Origin of the sequence: Burkholderia sp. ABCPW 14, from assembly GCF_001523835.1 — a bacterium.
Lineage (GTDB): Bacteria > Pseudomonadota > Gammaproteobacteria > Burkholderiales > Burkholderiaceae > Burkholderia > Burkholderia mayonis.
Map to the genome: position 1 here is coordinate 38,868 of NZ_LOVS01000033.1, position 14,720 is coordinate 53,587.

At 67.1% G+C, this 14,720-nt stretch carries 11 protein-coding genes and 1 pseudogene; 4 read left to right on the forward strand and 8 right to left on the reverse strand.

All coding sequences use genetic code 11. The annotated features are described in order from the left end of the window. Positions 1-2 precede the first annotated feature (2 nt). Both WS62_RS04860 and tauA read right to left on the reverse strand, forming a co-directional pair. Entirely contained in the window at positions 3-785 is a 783-nt protein-coding gene (locus tag WS62_RS04860) for a taurine ABC transporter ATP-binding protein (RefSeq protein ID WP_066568442.1), read from the reverse strand. Positions 786-807: 22 nt separating this feature from the next. After that, on the reverse strand, positions 808-1,818 hold the full coding sequence (tauA, locus tag WS62_RS04865) for a taurine ABC transporter substrate-binding protein (RefSeq protein WP_066568444.1): 1,011 nt from the start codon (positions 1,816-1,818) through the stop codon (positions 808-810). A gap of 332 nt (positions 1,819-2,150) precedes the next feature. Between tauA and tauD the strand changes: the two genes are divergently transcribed. The 4 genes and pseudogenes from tauD to WS62_RS32600 all read left to right on the forward strand — a co-directional run. After that, a complete protein-coding gene (tauD, locus tag WS62_RS04870; RefSeq protein WP_066568638.1) occupies positions 2,151-2,987 on the forward strand; it encodes a taurine dioxygenase in 837 nt (278 codons plus the stop codon). 406 nt (positions 2,988-3,393) lie between these two features. Beyond that, positions 3,394-3,891 carry a hypothetical protein gene (locus tag WS62_RS32595; protein WP_231748193.1) on the forward strand — a complete coding sequence of 166 codons (498 nt, stop codon included), beginning with the start codon at positions 3,394-3,396 and terminating at the stop codon, positions 3,889-3,891. A gap of 356 nt (positions 3,892-4,247) precedes the next feature. Further along, positions 4,248-6,155, forward strand: a complete 1,908-nt coding sequence (locus WS62_RS04880; RefSeq protein WP_231748194.1) for a tetratricopeptide repeat protein — start codon at positions 4,248-4,250, stop codon at positions 6,153-6,155. A 30-nt stretch (positions 6,156-6,185) separates the two neighbouring features. Continuing rightward, positions 6,186-6,498: pseudogene (locus WS62_RS32600) on the forward strand (amino acid ABC transporter ATP-binding protein); the annotation flags it as partial. A gap of 222 nt (positions 6,499-6,720) precedes the next feature. Here the strand turns inward: WS62_RS32600 and WS62_RS04885 are convergent. From WS62_RS04885 to bcsE, 6 genes are read right to left on the reverse strand one after another with little or no spacing between them, the layout of a single operon-like run. After that, entirely contained in the window at positions 6,721-6,912 is a 192-nt protein-coding gene (locus WS62_RS04885; protein ID WP_066568446.1) for a hypothetical protein, read from the reverse strand. Next, positions 6,909-8,465: a cellulose biosynthesis protein BcsG gene (gene bcsG / locus WS62_RS04890; protein WP_066568449.1), complete on the reverse strand. Its 1,557-nt coding sequence runs from the start codon at positions 8,463-8,465 to the stop codon at positions 6,909-6,911. The genes WS62_RS04885 and bcsG overlap by 4 nt, the downstream gene beginning before the upstream one ends. A gap of 33 nt (positions 8,466-8,498) precedes the next feature. Further along, positions 8,499-11,036: a UDP-forming cellulose synthase catalytic subunit gene (gene bcsA, locus WS62_RS04895; protein ID WP_066568642.1), complete on the reverse strand. Its 2,538-nt coding sequence runs from the start codon at positions 11,034-11,036 to the stop codon at positions 8,499-8,501. Beyond that, the gene (gene bcsQ / locus WS62_RS04900) at positions 11,033-11,818 is read right to left on the reverse strand and encodes a cellulose biosynthesis protein BcsQ (protein ID WP_066568450.1); all 786 of its coding nucleotides are present in this window, start codon (positions 11,816-11,818) and stop codon (positions 11,033-11,035) included. Before bcsQ ends, bcsA begins: the two co-directional genes overlap by 4 nt. Beyond that, positions 11,815-12,027, reverse strand: a complete 213-nt coding sequence (locus tag WS62_RS04905; RefSeq protein ID WP_066492699.1) for a hypothetical protein — start codon at positions 12,025-12,027, stop codon at positions 11,815-11,817. The genes bcsQ and WS62_RS04905 overlap by 4 nt, the downstream gene beginning before the upstream one ends. Continuing rightward, positions 12,024-14,717 carry a cellulose biosynthesis protein BcsE gene (bcsE, locus tag WS62_RS04910; protein WP_066568452.1) on the reverse strand — a complete coding sequence of 898 codons (2,694 nt, stop codon included), beginning with the start codon at positions 14,715-14,717 and terminating at the stop codon, positions 12,024-12,026. Before bcsE ends, WS62_RS04905 begins: the two co-directional genes overlap by 4 nt. Between the last annotated feature and the right edge of the window lie 3 nt (positions 14,718-14,720).

Genomic DNA, 14,720 nt, shown 5'->3' on the forward strand with positions numbered 1-14,720 from the left:
AGTCAAACCTCCTCGGTTTCCCGCATCAGTCGCTCGACGAGCGCGAGATGGATTTCGGTGAAGCGCGGATCGCTCTTGATCGAACGCATCGACTCGCCGTCCGCGTAGCGCCGCGCGAAGTCGAGCGAATGGCGCGCGACGATTCGCCCGGGCCGCGGCGACAGGATCAGCAGCTCGGTCGCGAGCAGCACCGCTTCCTCGACGCTGTGCGTGATCAGGAAAATCCCCTTGCCGGTCGCACGCCATACGTCGAGCAGCAGCGTCTGCATGTGCTCGCGCGTCAACGCGTCGAGCGCGCCGAGCGGCTCGTCCATCAGCAGGAACGAAGGATCCGCGGCCAGCGCGCGCGCGAGCCCGACGCGCTGGCGCATCCCGCCCGAAATCTCGTCGATCCGATGCTGCTCGAAGCCCGCGAGCTTCACGAGCCGCAGCACCTCGCGCGCTCGCGCGTCGCGCGCGTCGCGGCCGATGCCCCGCATCCGCAGCCCGAATGCGACGTTGTCGATCACGTTCAGCCACGGCATCAGCGCGTCGTCCTGAAACACGACGCCGCGATCGGCGCCCGGTCCCGCGACGGACACGCCGTCGACGGTCACGCGGCCCGACGTCGGCCGCTGAAAGCCCGCGAGCAACGACAGCAGCGTGCTCTTGCCGCAGCCGGACGCGCCGAGCGCGACGACGATCTCGTTGCTGCCGACCGACATCGACACCTCCTCGAGCGCCGTCAATGCGCCGCGGCGCGATTCGTAGACGACGGACACATGCTGCGCAGCGAGCTTCGCCATATCGATGCCGCTCCGTCGAATATCAGCGCGCCGCGACCGACGCGCGAACGAACCGGTCCGTCACCGTCGGCCGGTAGTCGGGCAGCACGCGGTCGATCTTGCGCTGCTCCTTCAGGAAGCGCGCAGTCGATGCGATCGCGGCAGCCGTCCCGCCGCCGAGCAGCTCGGGCGATGCCTGCTCGGACGCGGTCGGATAGAGATTGCCGGCGAGCAGCTGCGGAATGTCGCCCGTCGTCGCGCCGCTCAGGCGCGAGATCGCGGCGACCTGCGGCGACGCGCTCGCCCACGTCTTTCCGTTGGCGCGATAGTCGGCGATCGCCTGCGTCGTCACGTTCACGAACTTCGACACGAAGTCCGGATGGGCCTGCGCGAAGTCGCTGCGCACCGCCCAGAGATCGAACGTCGGCGCGCCCCACTTGCCGACCTCCGCCGAATCGACGAGCACCTTGCCGCCGCTTGCCTTCGCGCGACCGAGCGCCGGGTCCCACGTGTAAGCGGCGTCGATCACGCCTCGCTCCCACGCGGCGACGATCTCGGTCGGCCCGAGGTTCACGATCTTCACGCGCCGCGGATCGATGCCCCAGTGCTTGAGCGCCGCGAGCAGCGCGTAATGGCAGTTCGACGCGTAAGGCGTCGCGATCGTCTTGCCGACGAGGTCGCCCGGCTTGTCGATGTGCGCGCCGCCGCGCACGACGAGCGCCTCCGACACGCCGGTGATCGCATTCAGCGCGACCGCCTGGATCGGCACGCCGCGCGACACCGCCGCGGTAAACGGGCTCTGGCCGACGTCGCCGATCTGAACGTCGCCGGACGCGAGCGCCGCGACGACGTCCGCGCCCGAATCGAAGCGGCGCCAGTTGATCTTCCAGCCGGTGGCCTTCTCGTACGCAGCGCCCGCCTGCGCGAGCTTCGCCGGATCCGCGCCGTACTGATAGGCGACGTTCACCGTGTCGGCATGCGCGGACTGCGCATGAACGGCGGAGAAAGCGGCGGCGGCGAGAATCGTGGCGGCAAGGATGCGCTTGAGAATCATGAGGGCCTTCTTCTGGGTGCGTTGAATTCGGATGGCCGTCGAGATTACCGGGATGCATGTCGTCTGTTAAACAACGAAATCTGCGAAGGATATGAGACGGCGCATTCCGCGTTCGCGCCTGGCCGGCTGCAATCCCGGCGATCAAATAAGCAATGCGAATTTCGTTGGTTCACCGGACGAACGTGTTTTGCGACACTTCCCGATCCGCCGCAACAAGCGGCGCGCGAGCGTCGGCCGCGCACGCATGCTGCCTCGCCAATGCCGATGCCGATGCCGATGCCAATGCCAATGCCAATGCCAATGCCGATGCCGGCACCGAATCCGAATCGACGATGACTCGACTGAAACTGACCCGACTGACGCCCGCGATCGGCGCGATCGTCGACAACGTGAACCTTGCGAATGCGGTAGACGACGACGTTCGCAGCGCAATTCGCGACGCGCTCGCGCACCATCAGGTGCTGTTCTTCCGCGATCAGCGCCTGAGCGCCGTCCAGCATCGCGATTTCGCGGCCGGATTCGGCGATCTGCATGTTCACCCGATCTATCCGTCGCATCCGGATGCGCGCGAGATCATGGTGCTCGATAACGAAGTCTTCGATCTGAAGGACAACGCGATCTGGCATACGGACGTGACGTTTGCCGAGACGCCGCCGCGCGCGTCGATCCTCGCCGCGCGCACGCTGCCCGAGACGGGCGGCGACACGCTGTGGGGCAGCGGCTTCGCCGCATACGATGCGTTGTCCGATCGCGTGAAGACGCAGCTCGAGGGCCTCACCGCGCAGCACGACTTCACGAAGTCGTTTCCGTTGAAGCGCTTCGGGCTCACGGCCGACGATCGCGCACGCTGGGAAGAAACGCGCATCAAGCATCCGCCCGTCACGCACCCCGTCGTGCGCACGCATCCGGAGAGCGGGCGCCGCGCGCTGTTCGTCAACGACGGCTTCACGACCGAGATCAACACGTTGCCTGAGGAAGAAAGCGCTGCGCTGCTGCGCTTCCTGTTCGCGCATCAGTCTCGGCCCGAGTTCACGCTGCGCTGGCGCTGGCAGGCCGGCGACGTCGCATTCTGGGACAACCGCTCGACGATTCACTACGCGGTGAACGACTACGGCAAGGCGCATCGGGTGATGCATCGCGCGACGATCGTCGGCGATCGGCCGTATTGAGCGGCCGGCTTACGGCAACTGCGGCGAGTGCGAAAGATCGCGCAGCGCAGCGCACCGTCTCGGCCTCGCCGCCGGCGGAACGAACGGATCGCGGGCTTCGGCGCATCGGCGCGCGCGGATCAAGACTGCCGAATCAACTACGTCGCCCTGCGCGTTCGCGCCGAGCCTCGCTAGGCGAGAACCGGCATCGCGCGAGATAATTTTCGCCATCGACGAGCGCGGAGTGGAACGGATTGCGCTCAGCCAGGCAAACGCTATCGCACCTGCGGTAGCCGTGGCACTCGGCAAACCTGCCGCAATCCCACTACTTTTTTCTGGTTGAATTTCGGTCGCCGGGTGCCTTAAATACGCAGTGTGTAACGAGAAGACAAGCCAATTCCCGTGGTATTGCAAAGGCCCACGCTCAATGGAGGAAACCAACGTGTCGACAACAATTCTCGGTTTCAAAGGAAGGGTGACACTCGCAGTCCGTAAAGTGACCGAGCAGTATCCGCACGCCAAGCTCTATGAGGTGGATGGCATTGCATCAGGCGGTCCAACCACGGATCCCAAGAACATCGACAAGCTGCGAGTTGTCTTTCAGAACGAGAGCGGCACCGTCATCATCAATTCCATAGGCTACGACGAATTCGCCCCCCCTGTATCTTATCCAACTCCCTGGAGCGGAGACGTGGTGATCGAATGGCCGGTCAAGCTGGATCTGGACGAGGCCAACCACGCGAAGGAGGCAGCGGGATACAAGGAAGCATACGACACCGTCACGGTGCGTAATCCGCTCGGCCCCAAACGCGGGAACCCATTTTATAAAAGTGGTCCGCGGGGAATGACGCGCCGAGATGAAAGCTCAATCCGGCGCACAGTGTATGCCGCCGTGATCACGCGTGGTAGGCAATCGCATCCTTAGTGGTCAGCTTCGACAACGTCCGGCCGCGTTCAACGAACGCCCACCGGATCAAGCGCTCTGCCTTGTCGGGATAGACACGCCGCATCATGGACGCCTCGTGCAACGCGAACCGCGTTTGTACGAGGCGATCGTTGTCAGCGTCGAGCGCTCAGGCCAGGCTCGGCGCACAGGACGCGCTGTCCGAGCCGTCGATCTCGTGCGGCAGCCGCAACCGCTCCCGGGTCACGACACGGGTAATCGCCGTCTGCGCAGTGAGCACGTTCCTCGCGCGAATGAGGGTGTTGCGATTGGCCCTTGGCGCGGCGGCCTGCCCGCACGGTAGTCGATCGACATTCACGTTTCCAGGAGAGCGTGCAATGAAAACAACCGAAAATCACTCGCGTTCCTCCGCCAATGACAACCGTCGAAACCGGCTTGGACAAGCTTGCCTGTGTTGGGCGGCCGGTCTTGTGACCGCGCTGAGCACGCCTTTTGCGATGTCCGCGGCTAAAGGCGACATGCATGCCACGGCTGCTGTGCACAGCATGCAGGACATGGGAAGCGAGCACATGATGAGCGCGCCGCCTGGCAGCAAGATATCGTTCGCGCTCTCGGAAATCGCGGCCAACGATCCCGAGCCTCCGACGGATTTCCAACTCGGGGATCTGACGAGAAAAATCAAGACAAATAACCCGGAGACGCAAGCATTCTTCGATCAAGGCTTGCGCTTTTACTGCGCGTTCAACCTTCGCGAAGCATACCGCGCGTTCGAAGCCGCGCTCAAGCGCGATCCGAACTGCGTGATGTGCCGATGGGGGATCGCGATGTCGCTGGGCGTGAACATCAATCAGATCGATCAGCCGGAACCGGATCGCCGGATCGCGCAACAGAAGCTCGAGGAAGCACTTCGTATAGCCGATGCGGATCAGAAGGAGCGCTCGCTCGTCGAAGCGCTGCTGCCGCGCTATGAAGCGCATCGGCAGATTCCCCGCGAACGCGAGCGCCAGGACCGGCGCAACAAGGACTACGCCGAGGCGATGACCACGCTGGCCCACAAGTACCCGGACGATCCCGACATCCAAACGCTGTACGCGGACGCAGTGATGAACCGTAAGCCTTGGGAATACTGGGATCATCAGGGGAACGCTGCCTACCCAGACATTCCTCCGGCAGTCACCGCGATCAAAGACGAGCTGAAGGAACATTCCGGTCACATGGGGCTCGTTCATTGGTATATCCATATTCGCGAAGGATCGGAGGAGCCGAACGATGTGACGGATTTTGCGAAAAAGCTGGCCAGCCTGGCGCCCGATGCGGGCCACTTGGTCCATATGCCCTCACACATCTATTACCGCATCGGCGAACATCAGAAATCGTTCGAGGCCAATCGGGACGCGGTGTTAAAGGATGACGGATATTTCGAGAAGGTCGATGCCGGGCGCCCGGGCGGCATCGATCACCCGGACGGCGACCGTTATCGCTGGGGCTACTACCGGCACAACATTCATTTCGCGCTTGCTTCGGCGATCATGACGGGCAACGTTGCGAACATGAAATGGGCGGCTGACCGCCTCTTGAAATCGGAGGGCGAGGGCATTACGTTCCGGACCGACCGCTATCGCGGCGTCTATTACCAAGCGCTACCGTATTTCATGTCTGCGGACGACATCATCAATCAACCACCGCCTGACGGGACGCAAAAGGACTGGCGCTTTTCGAGCGTTTCCTGGGACTACGCACAAGTGCTTGCATACGTCCGTAACCACGATGATCGCGGTGCGCAAAATGCGTACACGAAACTTGTGAAGGACGTGGCCGCATTCGAGAAGGAGCGGCGCGACGAAATGATGAACCAGCAGGCAGCGCAGATCATGAAATCGATCGCGCAAGCACGGATCGACCAAATGAAAGGCAAATTGCAAAGCGGGGTACGCGCTCTCGAACACTCAGCCAATCTGCAGGACGCCATGAACTATGACGAGCCGCCTTACTGGATGGTCCCGGTCAGGCAAACCCTCGCCGCACTCCTGATCGGCCTCGGTCGTTATGACAAAGCGATCGACACGCTTCACCAGTCGCTCGGCGGCAACGACCCGGACCGTATCCCGTACACGAATTTCAGAGGCAACATCTGGGCCTATTTTGGCTTGACGCAGGCCTATAAAGGCATGGGCAGCTTGACGCCCGACCAGCGAAAGGACTACGACAGAGCGCGGGAATGGCTTGCTGAATACTGCACGCCTACCATGAGTGTTTGCGCCTCCTTGTCGCTCGATCGTATGTAAGCGACCACGGCCGTCTTCGAGCTGAGCATTTATCCGGAACAGTTGTCCGGCCAGCGGCAGCGCGCGGCGATCGCCCGCGCGCTCGCGATGAAGCCGGCCGCGCCGCTGTGCGACGAAATCACGTCGGCGCTCGATCCGGAGCTCCTCGGCGAAGTGCTGGGCGTCGTCGAGAACCGCGCGCGCGAAGACATGACGCTCGTCATGGTGACGCACGAAATGCGCTTTGCGCGCGGTCGACGACACGGTTGTGTTCATGCACCAGGGGCGCGTGTGGGAAAGCGGGCCACCCGATCAGATCTTCGAGCGTCCGCAAACCGTCGAACTGCAGCGGTCCATTCAATGACGGACGTGTGGGCGACCGCGTAGTGTGCGTGGTGCCCGACGCCGCTCCGCCGATGGCACGCATCGGCCGACGATCGCGTCGCGCGCCCACACGCCGCTTCCGCGACCGATGCGCAGCATGGGCGCTGCGCGCTCGTCTCGCACGACGCCGGACGGCGACAGCGATAGCGACAGCGACAGCGACAGCGACAGCGACCACGCTACGTCACGCCACCGCCGGACGTCAATCCGCCAGCCCCATCAGCTTCGCGAGCACCGGCCACCGATCGAGCGCGTCCCGGTACGCGAGCCGCGCCTGTTCGTCCAGGTAGCGCACCGGATCGATCTCGGGCACGTGGCGCGCGAGCCCCGCGATGTCGTTTGCAGGCAGCGGCCCTTTGTCGCGCGCGGCCGCGTTCCGATTCGAATGCGTCATTTTTCGTCGATCCACACGCCGTCCGGCGTCTTCACCGCATAGCCCGTCGCGGTCGTCATCGTCACGGTGCCTTCGTTCTCGCCGATCATCCGCGTGCGCGGCAGATCGGCCGCGTATTGCGACAGCGTCACGCCCGGCTTGAACGGGCTGTTCGACACGAGGTTCGACAGCAGTTGCGCGACCGCAAGGAAACTGGTCGGCGCGTCGATCACAGTCGTCGTGCCATGGTCGCCCGCGAAGCCGACGAGCCGCACGCCGACCGGCCCGTGCACGATCCGCGGCGTCGGAATCTCGCGCAGTCCCGCGACCTGCTTCGTGTCGCCGCGCAGCGCCGCACCGTGCTCGGGCACGAACACGATCACCGCGCGCCGTCCAGACGAGGCGATCAGGCCTGCGAAGCGGTCGAAGTCGTCCATCAGCTTGCGCGCGCGCAGCGGATACGATTCGAGGCTCGGCATCCGGCCGCTCGACAACTGGTTGCCGTCGTGCAGGCTGATCGTGTTGTAGTACAGCGCAACCGGGCCCGCCGTCGCGCCGCGCTTCGCGTACCAGTTCGCGAGCGTCGCGTAGTCGTCCTTGATCGCCGAGCCGTCGAACGCGTGCATCGCGACGGACGCGTCCGCGTTCGAGATCATCGGCGCGTTCGGCACGCCGATGTTGTCGTGGATCAACTGGATGAAATTGTCGAAATGTCCGTCGTGGTTCAGCAGTGTCTGCGGCGCGAAGCCGGCGTCCGCGAGTTGCTTGAACAGGTGGCACTGGGCGGGCGCGGGCTTGTACAGGTCCGCGTGCGCCTCTTGTCCGCACGTCGCGCGCAGCACGCGAATCGCGGCCGGCCCGCTGTAGCTCGCCGCCGTGCTGAAGTTCGTGAACAGATAGTCGAAGCGGCCGAGCAGCGGATGATTGCGCAGCTTCGCGACGTCGAGATCGTCCCACGACAGCGAGCACACGTGCAGCACGATCACGTCGAACTGTGTCGCCGGATCGGCGGGCGGCCGGCCGAACGTCACCTGCCGCTGCGATTCCTGCGAGCGGAACGCGGCGAGCGCCGCGTTGCCATCCTGCGGCTGCGCGGCGCGGGCGAGATCGGAGGGCTTCGCGGCGGCGGCCGCAGCCGCGTCGAAGCGCGCGAGCGCGGCGCTGCCCGCCTGCCACACCGGCAGCGCGATCAGCGCGAGCAACACGAACGTCGCAACGCGCAGCCAGCGGTTGACGATCAGATAGCCGATCACGACGCCGAGCGCGATCAAAGCGAGCATCGGCGGCACGAAGCGCGGCACGAGTTCCATCCAGTAGCCGAAGCTGAACGAGCGCAGGCTGCCGAGTGTCTCGACGAGCCGCGCGAACGGCGGCACGTCCGCTTCGTAGTACATCAGCGGCACGCCGATCGCGAGCGCGAGCGCATGACGCAGCCATCGCCAGCCGCGCCGCCTCACGGGCGAACTCAATGCGAGCGCCAGCGCGACGCCGATGTTGGCGATCCACAGCGGCTTCAGGTGACCCGCCGCGAACAGGTAGATCTTCAGAATGAAGTACAGATTCCAGAACGTCATCGACGTGACTCCGTCGTCAATTGAATCGGCGCGTCAATGACGCGTACGGTCGGCCGTGCGGATCGCGTGCATCTCGCTCGCGGCGGCCTTCAGCATTCGCGCATAGCCTTCGGCGCCCATCGACAGCACCTCCTTCAGTCCGCGCAACGGCGCGTCGCCGGCGTCGGTTTCGCGCCGGTCGAGCCACGCATCCGCACGGCCGAACGTGCATTGAACGAACTGCCGCTCCTGCTCGAGCGTCAGGCGCTCGAACTGCACGCCGAGATGCGCGTCGTCGACGCGGGTCACGCGCACCGGAAAATGAAACGGCCGGTCGCCGCGGCTCACGCAGACGTCGAGCGTGTCGCCGAGCGCGAGGCGCGCGCCCGGCACCGCATCGAGGCCGAGACCGCCCGCCGAGTAGTCCTTCGTGTGGCACGCGGCCGTCGTGCCGTCGGCGAAGAGCAGCGTCGCCGGCACTCGCATCGCGATCCGGTGCGTGACGCGCACCTGCTTCGCCTCGCGCGCGACCGCGAGCGCCGCGCCGAGCATCGCGAGGTTGTACAGCGCCCACGAAACGTTCATCAGGATCGTCGACGCCTCGTCGCCGCCGCCGAGCACGAGACGGACGAGGCCCGCGGCGATCGCCGCGACGTTCAGCACGAACAGCGCGAGATATGGCTTCGACGTCGCCCAGTCGACGTAGCCTTCGTCGATCCGTCCGCCCTTCTCGGTCACGTTGAACTTGCCGTGCTTCGGGCTCAGGAAAGCGATCGTCGTCGGCAGCGCGATGTACCACGCGAGCACCGATTCGTACACTTCGGCCCAGAACGAATGACGGAAGCGCCCCTGCATCCGCGCGTTCGCGACGTGCGCGAGCGCCATGTACGGCAGCACGTAGCTCGCGAGCGCGAGCGCCGACGCGTTGATGAAATACAGATGAAAGAACAGGTACGCGATCGGCATCGTCAGGAACACGAGCCGCGGAATGCCATAGAAGAAATGCAGCATCGCATTGCCGTAGCACACGCGCTGGAAGACGCCGAGGCCGCGGCCGACGAACGGATTGTCGATCCGGAAGATCTGCGCCATGCCGCGCGCCCAGCGCGCGCGCTGCCGGATATGGCCCGCGAGGCTTTCGGTCGCGAGGCCGGCGGCCTGAACGGTCGGCAGGTACGCGCTCGCATAGCCGCGGCGATGCAGCTTCAGCGCGGTGTGCGCGTCCTCGGTGACGGTTTCGATCGCGACGCCGCCCACCTCTTCGAGCGGACCGCGCTTCAGCACCGCGCACGAGCCGCAGAAGAACGCCGCGTTCCAAAGATCGTTGCCCGCCTGCACGAGTCCGTAGAACAGGCTGCCTTCGTTCGGCACGCGGCGGAACGTGCCGAGATTGCGCTCGAACGGATCCGGCGAAAAGAAATGATGTGGCGTCTGCACGAGCGCGCATGTCGGATCGCGAAGGAACGCGCCCATCGTCGTCTGCAGGAACGAGCGCGTCGGCACGTGATCGCAATCGAAGATCGCGACGTATTCGCCTTGCGTTTGCGCGAGCGCGCTGTTGATGTTGCCCGCCTTCGCGTGCCGGTTGTCGTCGCGCGTCAGATAGCCGATGCCCGCGTCGCGCGCAAATGCTTCGAACTCCGGACGACGGCCGTCGTCGAGCAGATAGACGCGCAGCTTGTCGGCGGGCCAGTCGAGGCTCTGCGCGGCGAACACCGTCGGCTTCACGACGGCGAGCGGCTCGTTGCAGGTCGGAATGTAGACGTCGACGCTCGGCCACCCGGCCGGATCGTCCGGCAGGCGCGCGACCGGTCGCGCGAGCGGCCATGCGGTCTGCACGAAGCCGAGCACGAGAATGAGCCACGTATACGCCTCGGCCGCGTACAGCAGATAGCCGACGAACGCCTCGACCGGCGTGCGGAAGTCGAGCGTCTCGGTGCTGCGCCACCAGATGTAGCGCGCCATCGCGAGCAGCGCGAACGTCGCGAGCGCGAGCGCCGGCAGACGGCCCGGCACGCGGCGCAGCGTCAGCGCGAGCGCGGCGACCGTCGCGAAAAATGCGCACTGGCCCGCGGGCGTGAGCGGCGACGTGCCGGCCGCGATCCACAGCGCGACGCCTGCCGCACCGCTTGCCGGCAGCAGCCAGCGACGCGTGCCGGCACGCTCGGCGCCGCGCTCGATGCGCTCGCCCCAGCGATGCCACGGCAGGCGCGCGAGCCATCCGTCGACGCGTCGCTGCACGCGTCGTGCGAACAGGCATGCCGGCACGAGCGTCACGTCGATCCATGCGAACGGATCGCGCGCGCGCGATCGTGCTTCATGCGGCGCGCGCACGAACGCTCGCCAGAGCCAGTCTCGCGCGCGGCGCGGCCGCGTCACGCCCCATTGCGCGGCGGCCCACAGGATCGCCGCGCGTAGCCAGTCGCGCACGACGTCGCGCTTGCCGGACGCGGGCGCGTGAAAGAACACGCGCACGAGCCAGTCGAACGACGAGCGTTCTTCTTCAGGCACGCCGAGGCCGCGCGCGATCCAGCCGCGAGCGCGCACCGCTGCGTAGCCGATCCGCCGGCGGAATGTCGCGTGCGGTTTCATGCGATCGCCCCCGCCGCGCCGCGCGCCACCGTTGCATCGAGCCACGCGTCGACCCAGTTCGCGACGCCGTGCAGATCGTGCGACGCCTGCGAATGCGGCGCGTCGTCGAAGAACCACGTGCCGCGCGCGAGCGCCTCGGGCAGCGCCGCATCCAGATGGACGCGCTGCTCGAGCACGACGCCCGGCCCCGCCGCCGCGCGCAGCATCGCGAGCACGTCACGCTGCATGTCGCGCGCCGGGTTCAAGCGGTTCACGACGATGCGCAGCACGGCGGCATGCGCGGCACGCAGCTCCGGCAGCCGAGCGGCGGCCGTTGCGCATGCGGCGGGGTCCGGCGGCACGACGCACAACGCGAGATCCGCGCAGCGCAGTGCGTGCGCCGCCTGCTGCGATGGGTAGCGCGCGGTGTCGATCAGCGCCACGCCGTCGGCCGGCAGGTCGACGTCGGCGAGCGCGCGGGCAAGCCATCCGGGTTCGGCGGCCAGCCGCCCGTCGCACGCGAGCGCCTGCGCGGGACCGACGTGTCCGTACGGCGCGAACAGCACGCCGTCGGCGCTGCGCCACGTGTGCGCGTGCCAGGCGGCATCCGTGCCCGTCAGCGCGTGCGCGATGCCCGCCGACGCGAATGCGTCCAGCCCGAGCTGCACGCCGAGCAGGTTCTGCGGATCGAAATCGAGCGCGACGACCGGACGCCCGCGGCGCGCGAGCAGCACCGCGAGCGCCGCCGTCAGCATCGTGCGGCCCGCGCCGCCCGTCGTCGAAACGATGGCGATCGTCTTCATTGCGCGCCCCGCCGTTTGCGCTCCGCGGCTGCGGGCAGCAGTCGCGCGTGCAGCGCGACTGGATCGAGCGTGCAGCGCACCGCGTCGCGGCGATCGAAGTCGCGCGGCAGCGACAAGCCTTTGCCTGCGCCGGCGCGCGACGTCACGAGCCGGATCGGAACGGCGATCACGACGCCGACGACGAAGCCGGCGATCATCAGCGAAATCATTCGGCCTCCTTGATGCGCAGCGGCATCGCATCGCGCGTGGCGGTGCGGGTGCGGGTGTGGACGATCGCGCCGGCGGCCGGCGACCGGAGCGGATGCGGGAGGCGCGGCGTCGCGGTCGATGTGGTCGATGTGGTCGATGTGGTCGGTGTGGTCGGTGTGGTCGGTGTGGTCGGTGTGGTCGGTGTGGTCGGTGTGGTCGGTGTGGTCGGTGTGGTCGGTGTGGTCGATGCAGTCGATGCGGCCGATGCGATCGGCATGGGCGATGGCGATACGACGATCTGCGCCGTTTCGGTCGGTGCGCGCGACGCGGGCGATATGGGGAACGCCGATCGTCGCGGCAGCGCATGTGATGCGGATCGAGCGCTCGTTGGCGTCGACGTGCTCGGCGCATGCCGCGGCATGCGTTCGTCCGGCGGGATTTCGATGCGCGGCATGGCCGGATGCTCGACCGCAGTGCGCGCGTCGGGCTCGCGCTTCACAACGGCCGCCGCCGAAAAGAGGTCGCTGTAATCGGCGATCGGCGCGCGCCGGTTCGCCGCATCGAGCGCGCTCAGCTCATGCTCGATGCTCTCCTCCGCGAGATACGCGACGCGATCCGATATCCGCTCGACCCGCACGCTGAAGATGTATCCGAGCACGTCGCTCGCATCGGCGAGCTCGCACGCGAACAGGAACAGGTAAAGATGCTGCGCGTCGGCGGTCAGCACGTCGCCCGCACGGCGCAACGCGCACGCGCGCAGCGCGTCCGCATGCGACACGCCCGGCAGCAGCGTCAGCTTCACGAGCGTATGCGACAGCGCGAGCACCGTGCTGCGCTCGAGCACCGCGCATGCATGCGCGCAGAACGCGCCGACGGGCAGATAGCCGAGCACCGTGTCACCGAGCGACGCGGCGAGCGCGGCCCGATAGTCGGCCGCGACCGGGCGCGCATACAACTGTCCCTGCAGCGAGCGCAGCACCGCGAGCACGCGCGAAAACGGCAGATTGCGCGCGACGACCTGATTCGCGCCGAGGTTCAGCGCGAGCAGCTCGAACTGATGGCGCAGCGCTTCGCCGCGCTCGACGACGACGATCTTCAGCGCGCCGCCGCATCGCAGGCGCAGCGCGTGGATCGCCGAGCACAATGCTTCGAGCTGCGCGCGGCCGGTGAACGCGAGTACCGCGGTCGCCGCGTGCGCGCCTTCGCAGGCGGCGAGCACCGCGGCGTTGTCGTCGACGACGTCCCAATCGCCCGGCACCCACGATTCGCGCTCGACGACGCGTCGGCAGACGACGACGCGCGTCTCGTCGAACGCGAGCTGCGCATCGCCGCGCGGTGCGTGTCCGCCAGCCACCGGCACGGCCGTCAGCCGGCCGTCGCGCGTGAAGCGCAGCGCGCGAACCTCGCCCGTCGCGACCGCGCCGCGCGAGCGCCAGAAGTCGCCCCTCCAGCGCAGTTCGCCGTGCGTGCGCTGCAATTGCGCGACGCCCGCACATGCGCCGTGGAATCCGCCGAGTGCGGAGCGCGTGCCGTTGCCGACGAATGTGGCGGCGCGGTCGGTCGTGCAGTCGGTCGTGCAGTCGGCGGTGCGGTCGGCGGTGCGAGCGGCGGTGCGAGCGGCGGTGCGAGCGGCGGTGCGGCCGGCGGTGCAATCATCAGCGCGGTCGTCGTTGCAATCATCGTTGCCGTCGTCTCTGCCGTCGTCGTTGCGATCGTCGTTGCGGGCCTCGTCACGAACTGCAGCCGCGGCACGCGACGCGATCGCGCGTGCTCCGTCGGCGCGGCTCGCGTCCGCCTCCGCCGCTTGCGGGTCGATCAGCAGCACGAGCGCGATCCGGTGCGCGCGGCACCAGCCGGCGAGCGCGCGCCCTTCCTGCGTCAGCGCGACCGAATCGTGCCAACTGAACCAGCGCTCGGCGCCTTCGACGAAATACAGCGCGTTCGCGCGAAAACGGTAGCGCTTCAGCGCACACAGGCCGCCGACGAGGCGCGCGAACGCGGGCGGCGGCGCGGCGTCTTCTAGTGGATTCGACGTGTTCGACGCGTTCGACGCGTTCGACGCGTTCGACGCGTTCGACATCGTCGCCGAATCCGGCAAATCCAACACATCCGGCATCGCATGTACTTTCGACGCATCCGATGCGCCTGTCGAGTTCGACGCAGACGCGCCCGACGAGACATCCACCGCCGACGCACCCGCCTCGCCTCCCCGTCCATGCCTCGACGCACGCACCTCGAAACCCGCGCGGGCCGCGACATCGCTCCGGCCCGTGCGCAGCGCCTCATCCACGTCCGCGTCATCGAGCGGCATCGCAAGCACGTTCAATCGTCGCGGCCAGCCCCGGGCATGCACCTCTTCGTCGAAGCCGATCTCGCGCAGCCGCGCCGAGACTTCCGCGCGCTCGCGCGCGAGCACGACCGTGACGTCGCGCGTGCGCGCATGCCGCACGCTCGCCCAGATCAGCGCATCGCACGCGGGCGTGCGCGCCGCCGCATACACCGCATACAGCCCGCCCGGCGCGAGCTCGGTCCACTCGTCGGGCAGCGCGTCGATCGCGAGCCGGTTCGGCGCTGCCGCGCGGTCGCGCAGCGTCACGGCGCGCGACCACGCACGCCACAGCGCGCGCAAGCGCCCGAGCGCGCCCGCCTCGGCGGCGTCGCGCTCGGAACGGATGAAGATCGGATCGGATTTCACGCGTGAATCGTTCATGTC

Excerpts from the sequence above, each read along its gene's own strand:
- WS62_RS04860 (WP_066568442.1), bottom strand. The coding sequence starts at position 785 with ATGGCGAAGCTCGCTGCGCAGCATGTGTCCGTCGTCTACGAATCGCGC.
- tauA (WP_066568444.1), bottom strand. The coding sequence starts at position 1,818 with ATGATTCTCAAGCGCATCCTTGCCGCCACGATTCTCGCCGCCGCCGCT.
- tauD (WP_066568638.1), top strand. The coding sequence starts at position 2,151 with ATGACTCGACTGAAACTGACCCGACTGACGCCCGCGATCGGCGCGATC.
- WS62_RS32595 (WP_231748193.1), top strand. The coding sequence starts at position 3,394 with ATGGAGGAAACCAACGTGTCGACAACAATTCTCGGTTTCAAAGGAAGG.
- WS62_RS04880 (WP_231748194.1), top strand. The coding sequence starts at position 4,248 with ATGAAAACAACCGAAAATCACTCGCGTTCCTCCGCCAATGACAACCGT.
- WS62_RS04885 (WP_066568446.1), bottom strand. The coding sequence starts at position 6,912 with ATGACGCATTCGAATCGGAACGCGGCCGCGCGCGACAAAGGGCCGCTG.
- bcsG (WP_066568449.1), bottom strand. The coding sequence starts at position 8,465 with ATGACGTTCTGGAATCTGTACTTCATTCTGAAGATCTACCTGTTCGCG.
- bcsA (WP_066568642.1), bottom strand. The coding sequence starts at position 11,036 with ATGAAACCGCACGCGACATTCCGCCGGCGGATCGGCTACGCAGCGGTG.
- bcsQ (WP_066568450.1), bottom strand. The coding sequence starts at position 11,818 with ATGAAGACGATCGCCATCGTTTCGACGACGGGCGGCGCGGGCCGCACG.
- WS62_RS04905 (WP_066492699.1), bottom strand. The coding sequence starts at position 12,027 with ATGATTTCGCTGATGATCGCCGGCTTCGTCGTCGGCGTCGTGATCGCC.
- bcsE (WP_066568452.1), bottom strand. The coding sequence starts at position 14,717 with ATGAACGATTCACGCGTGAAATCCGATCCGATCTTCATCCGTTCCGAG.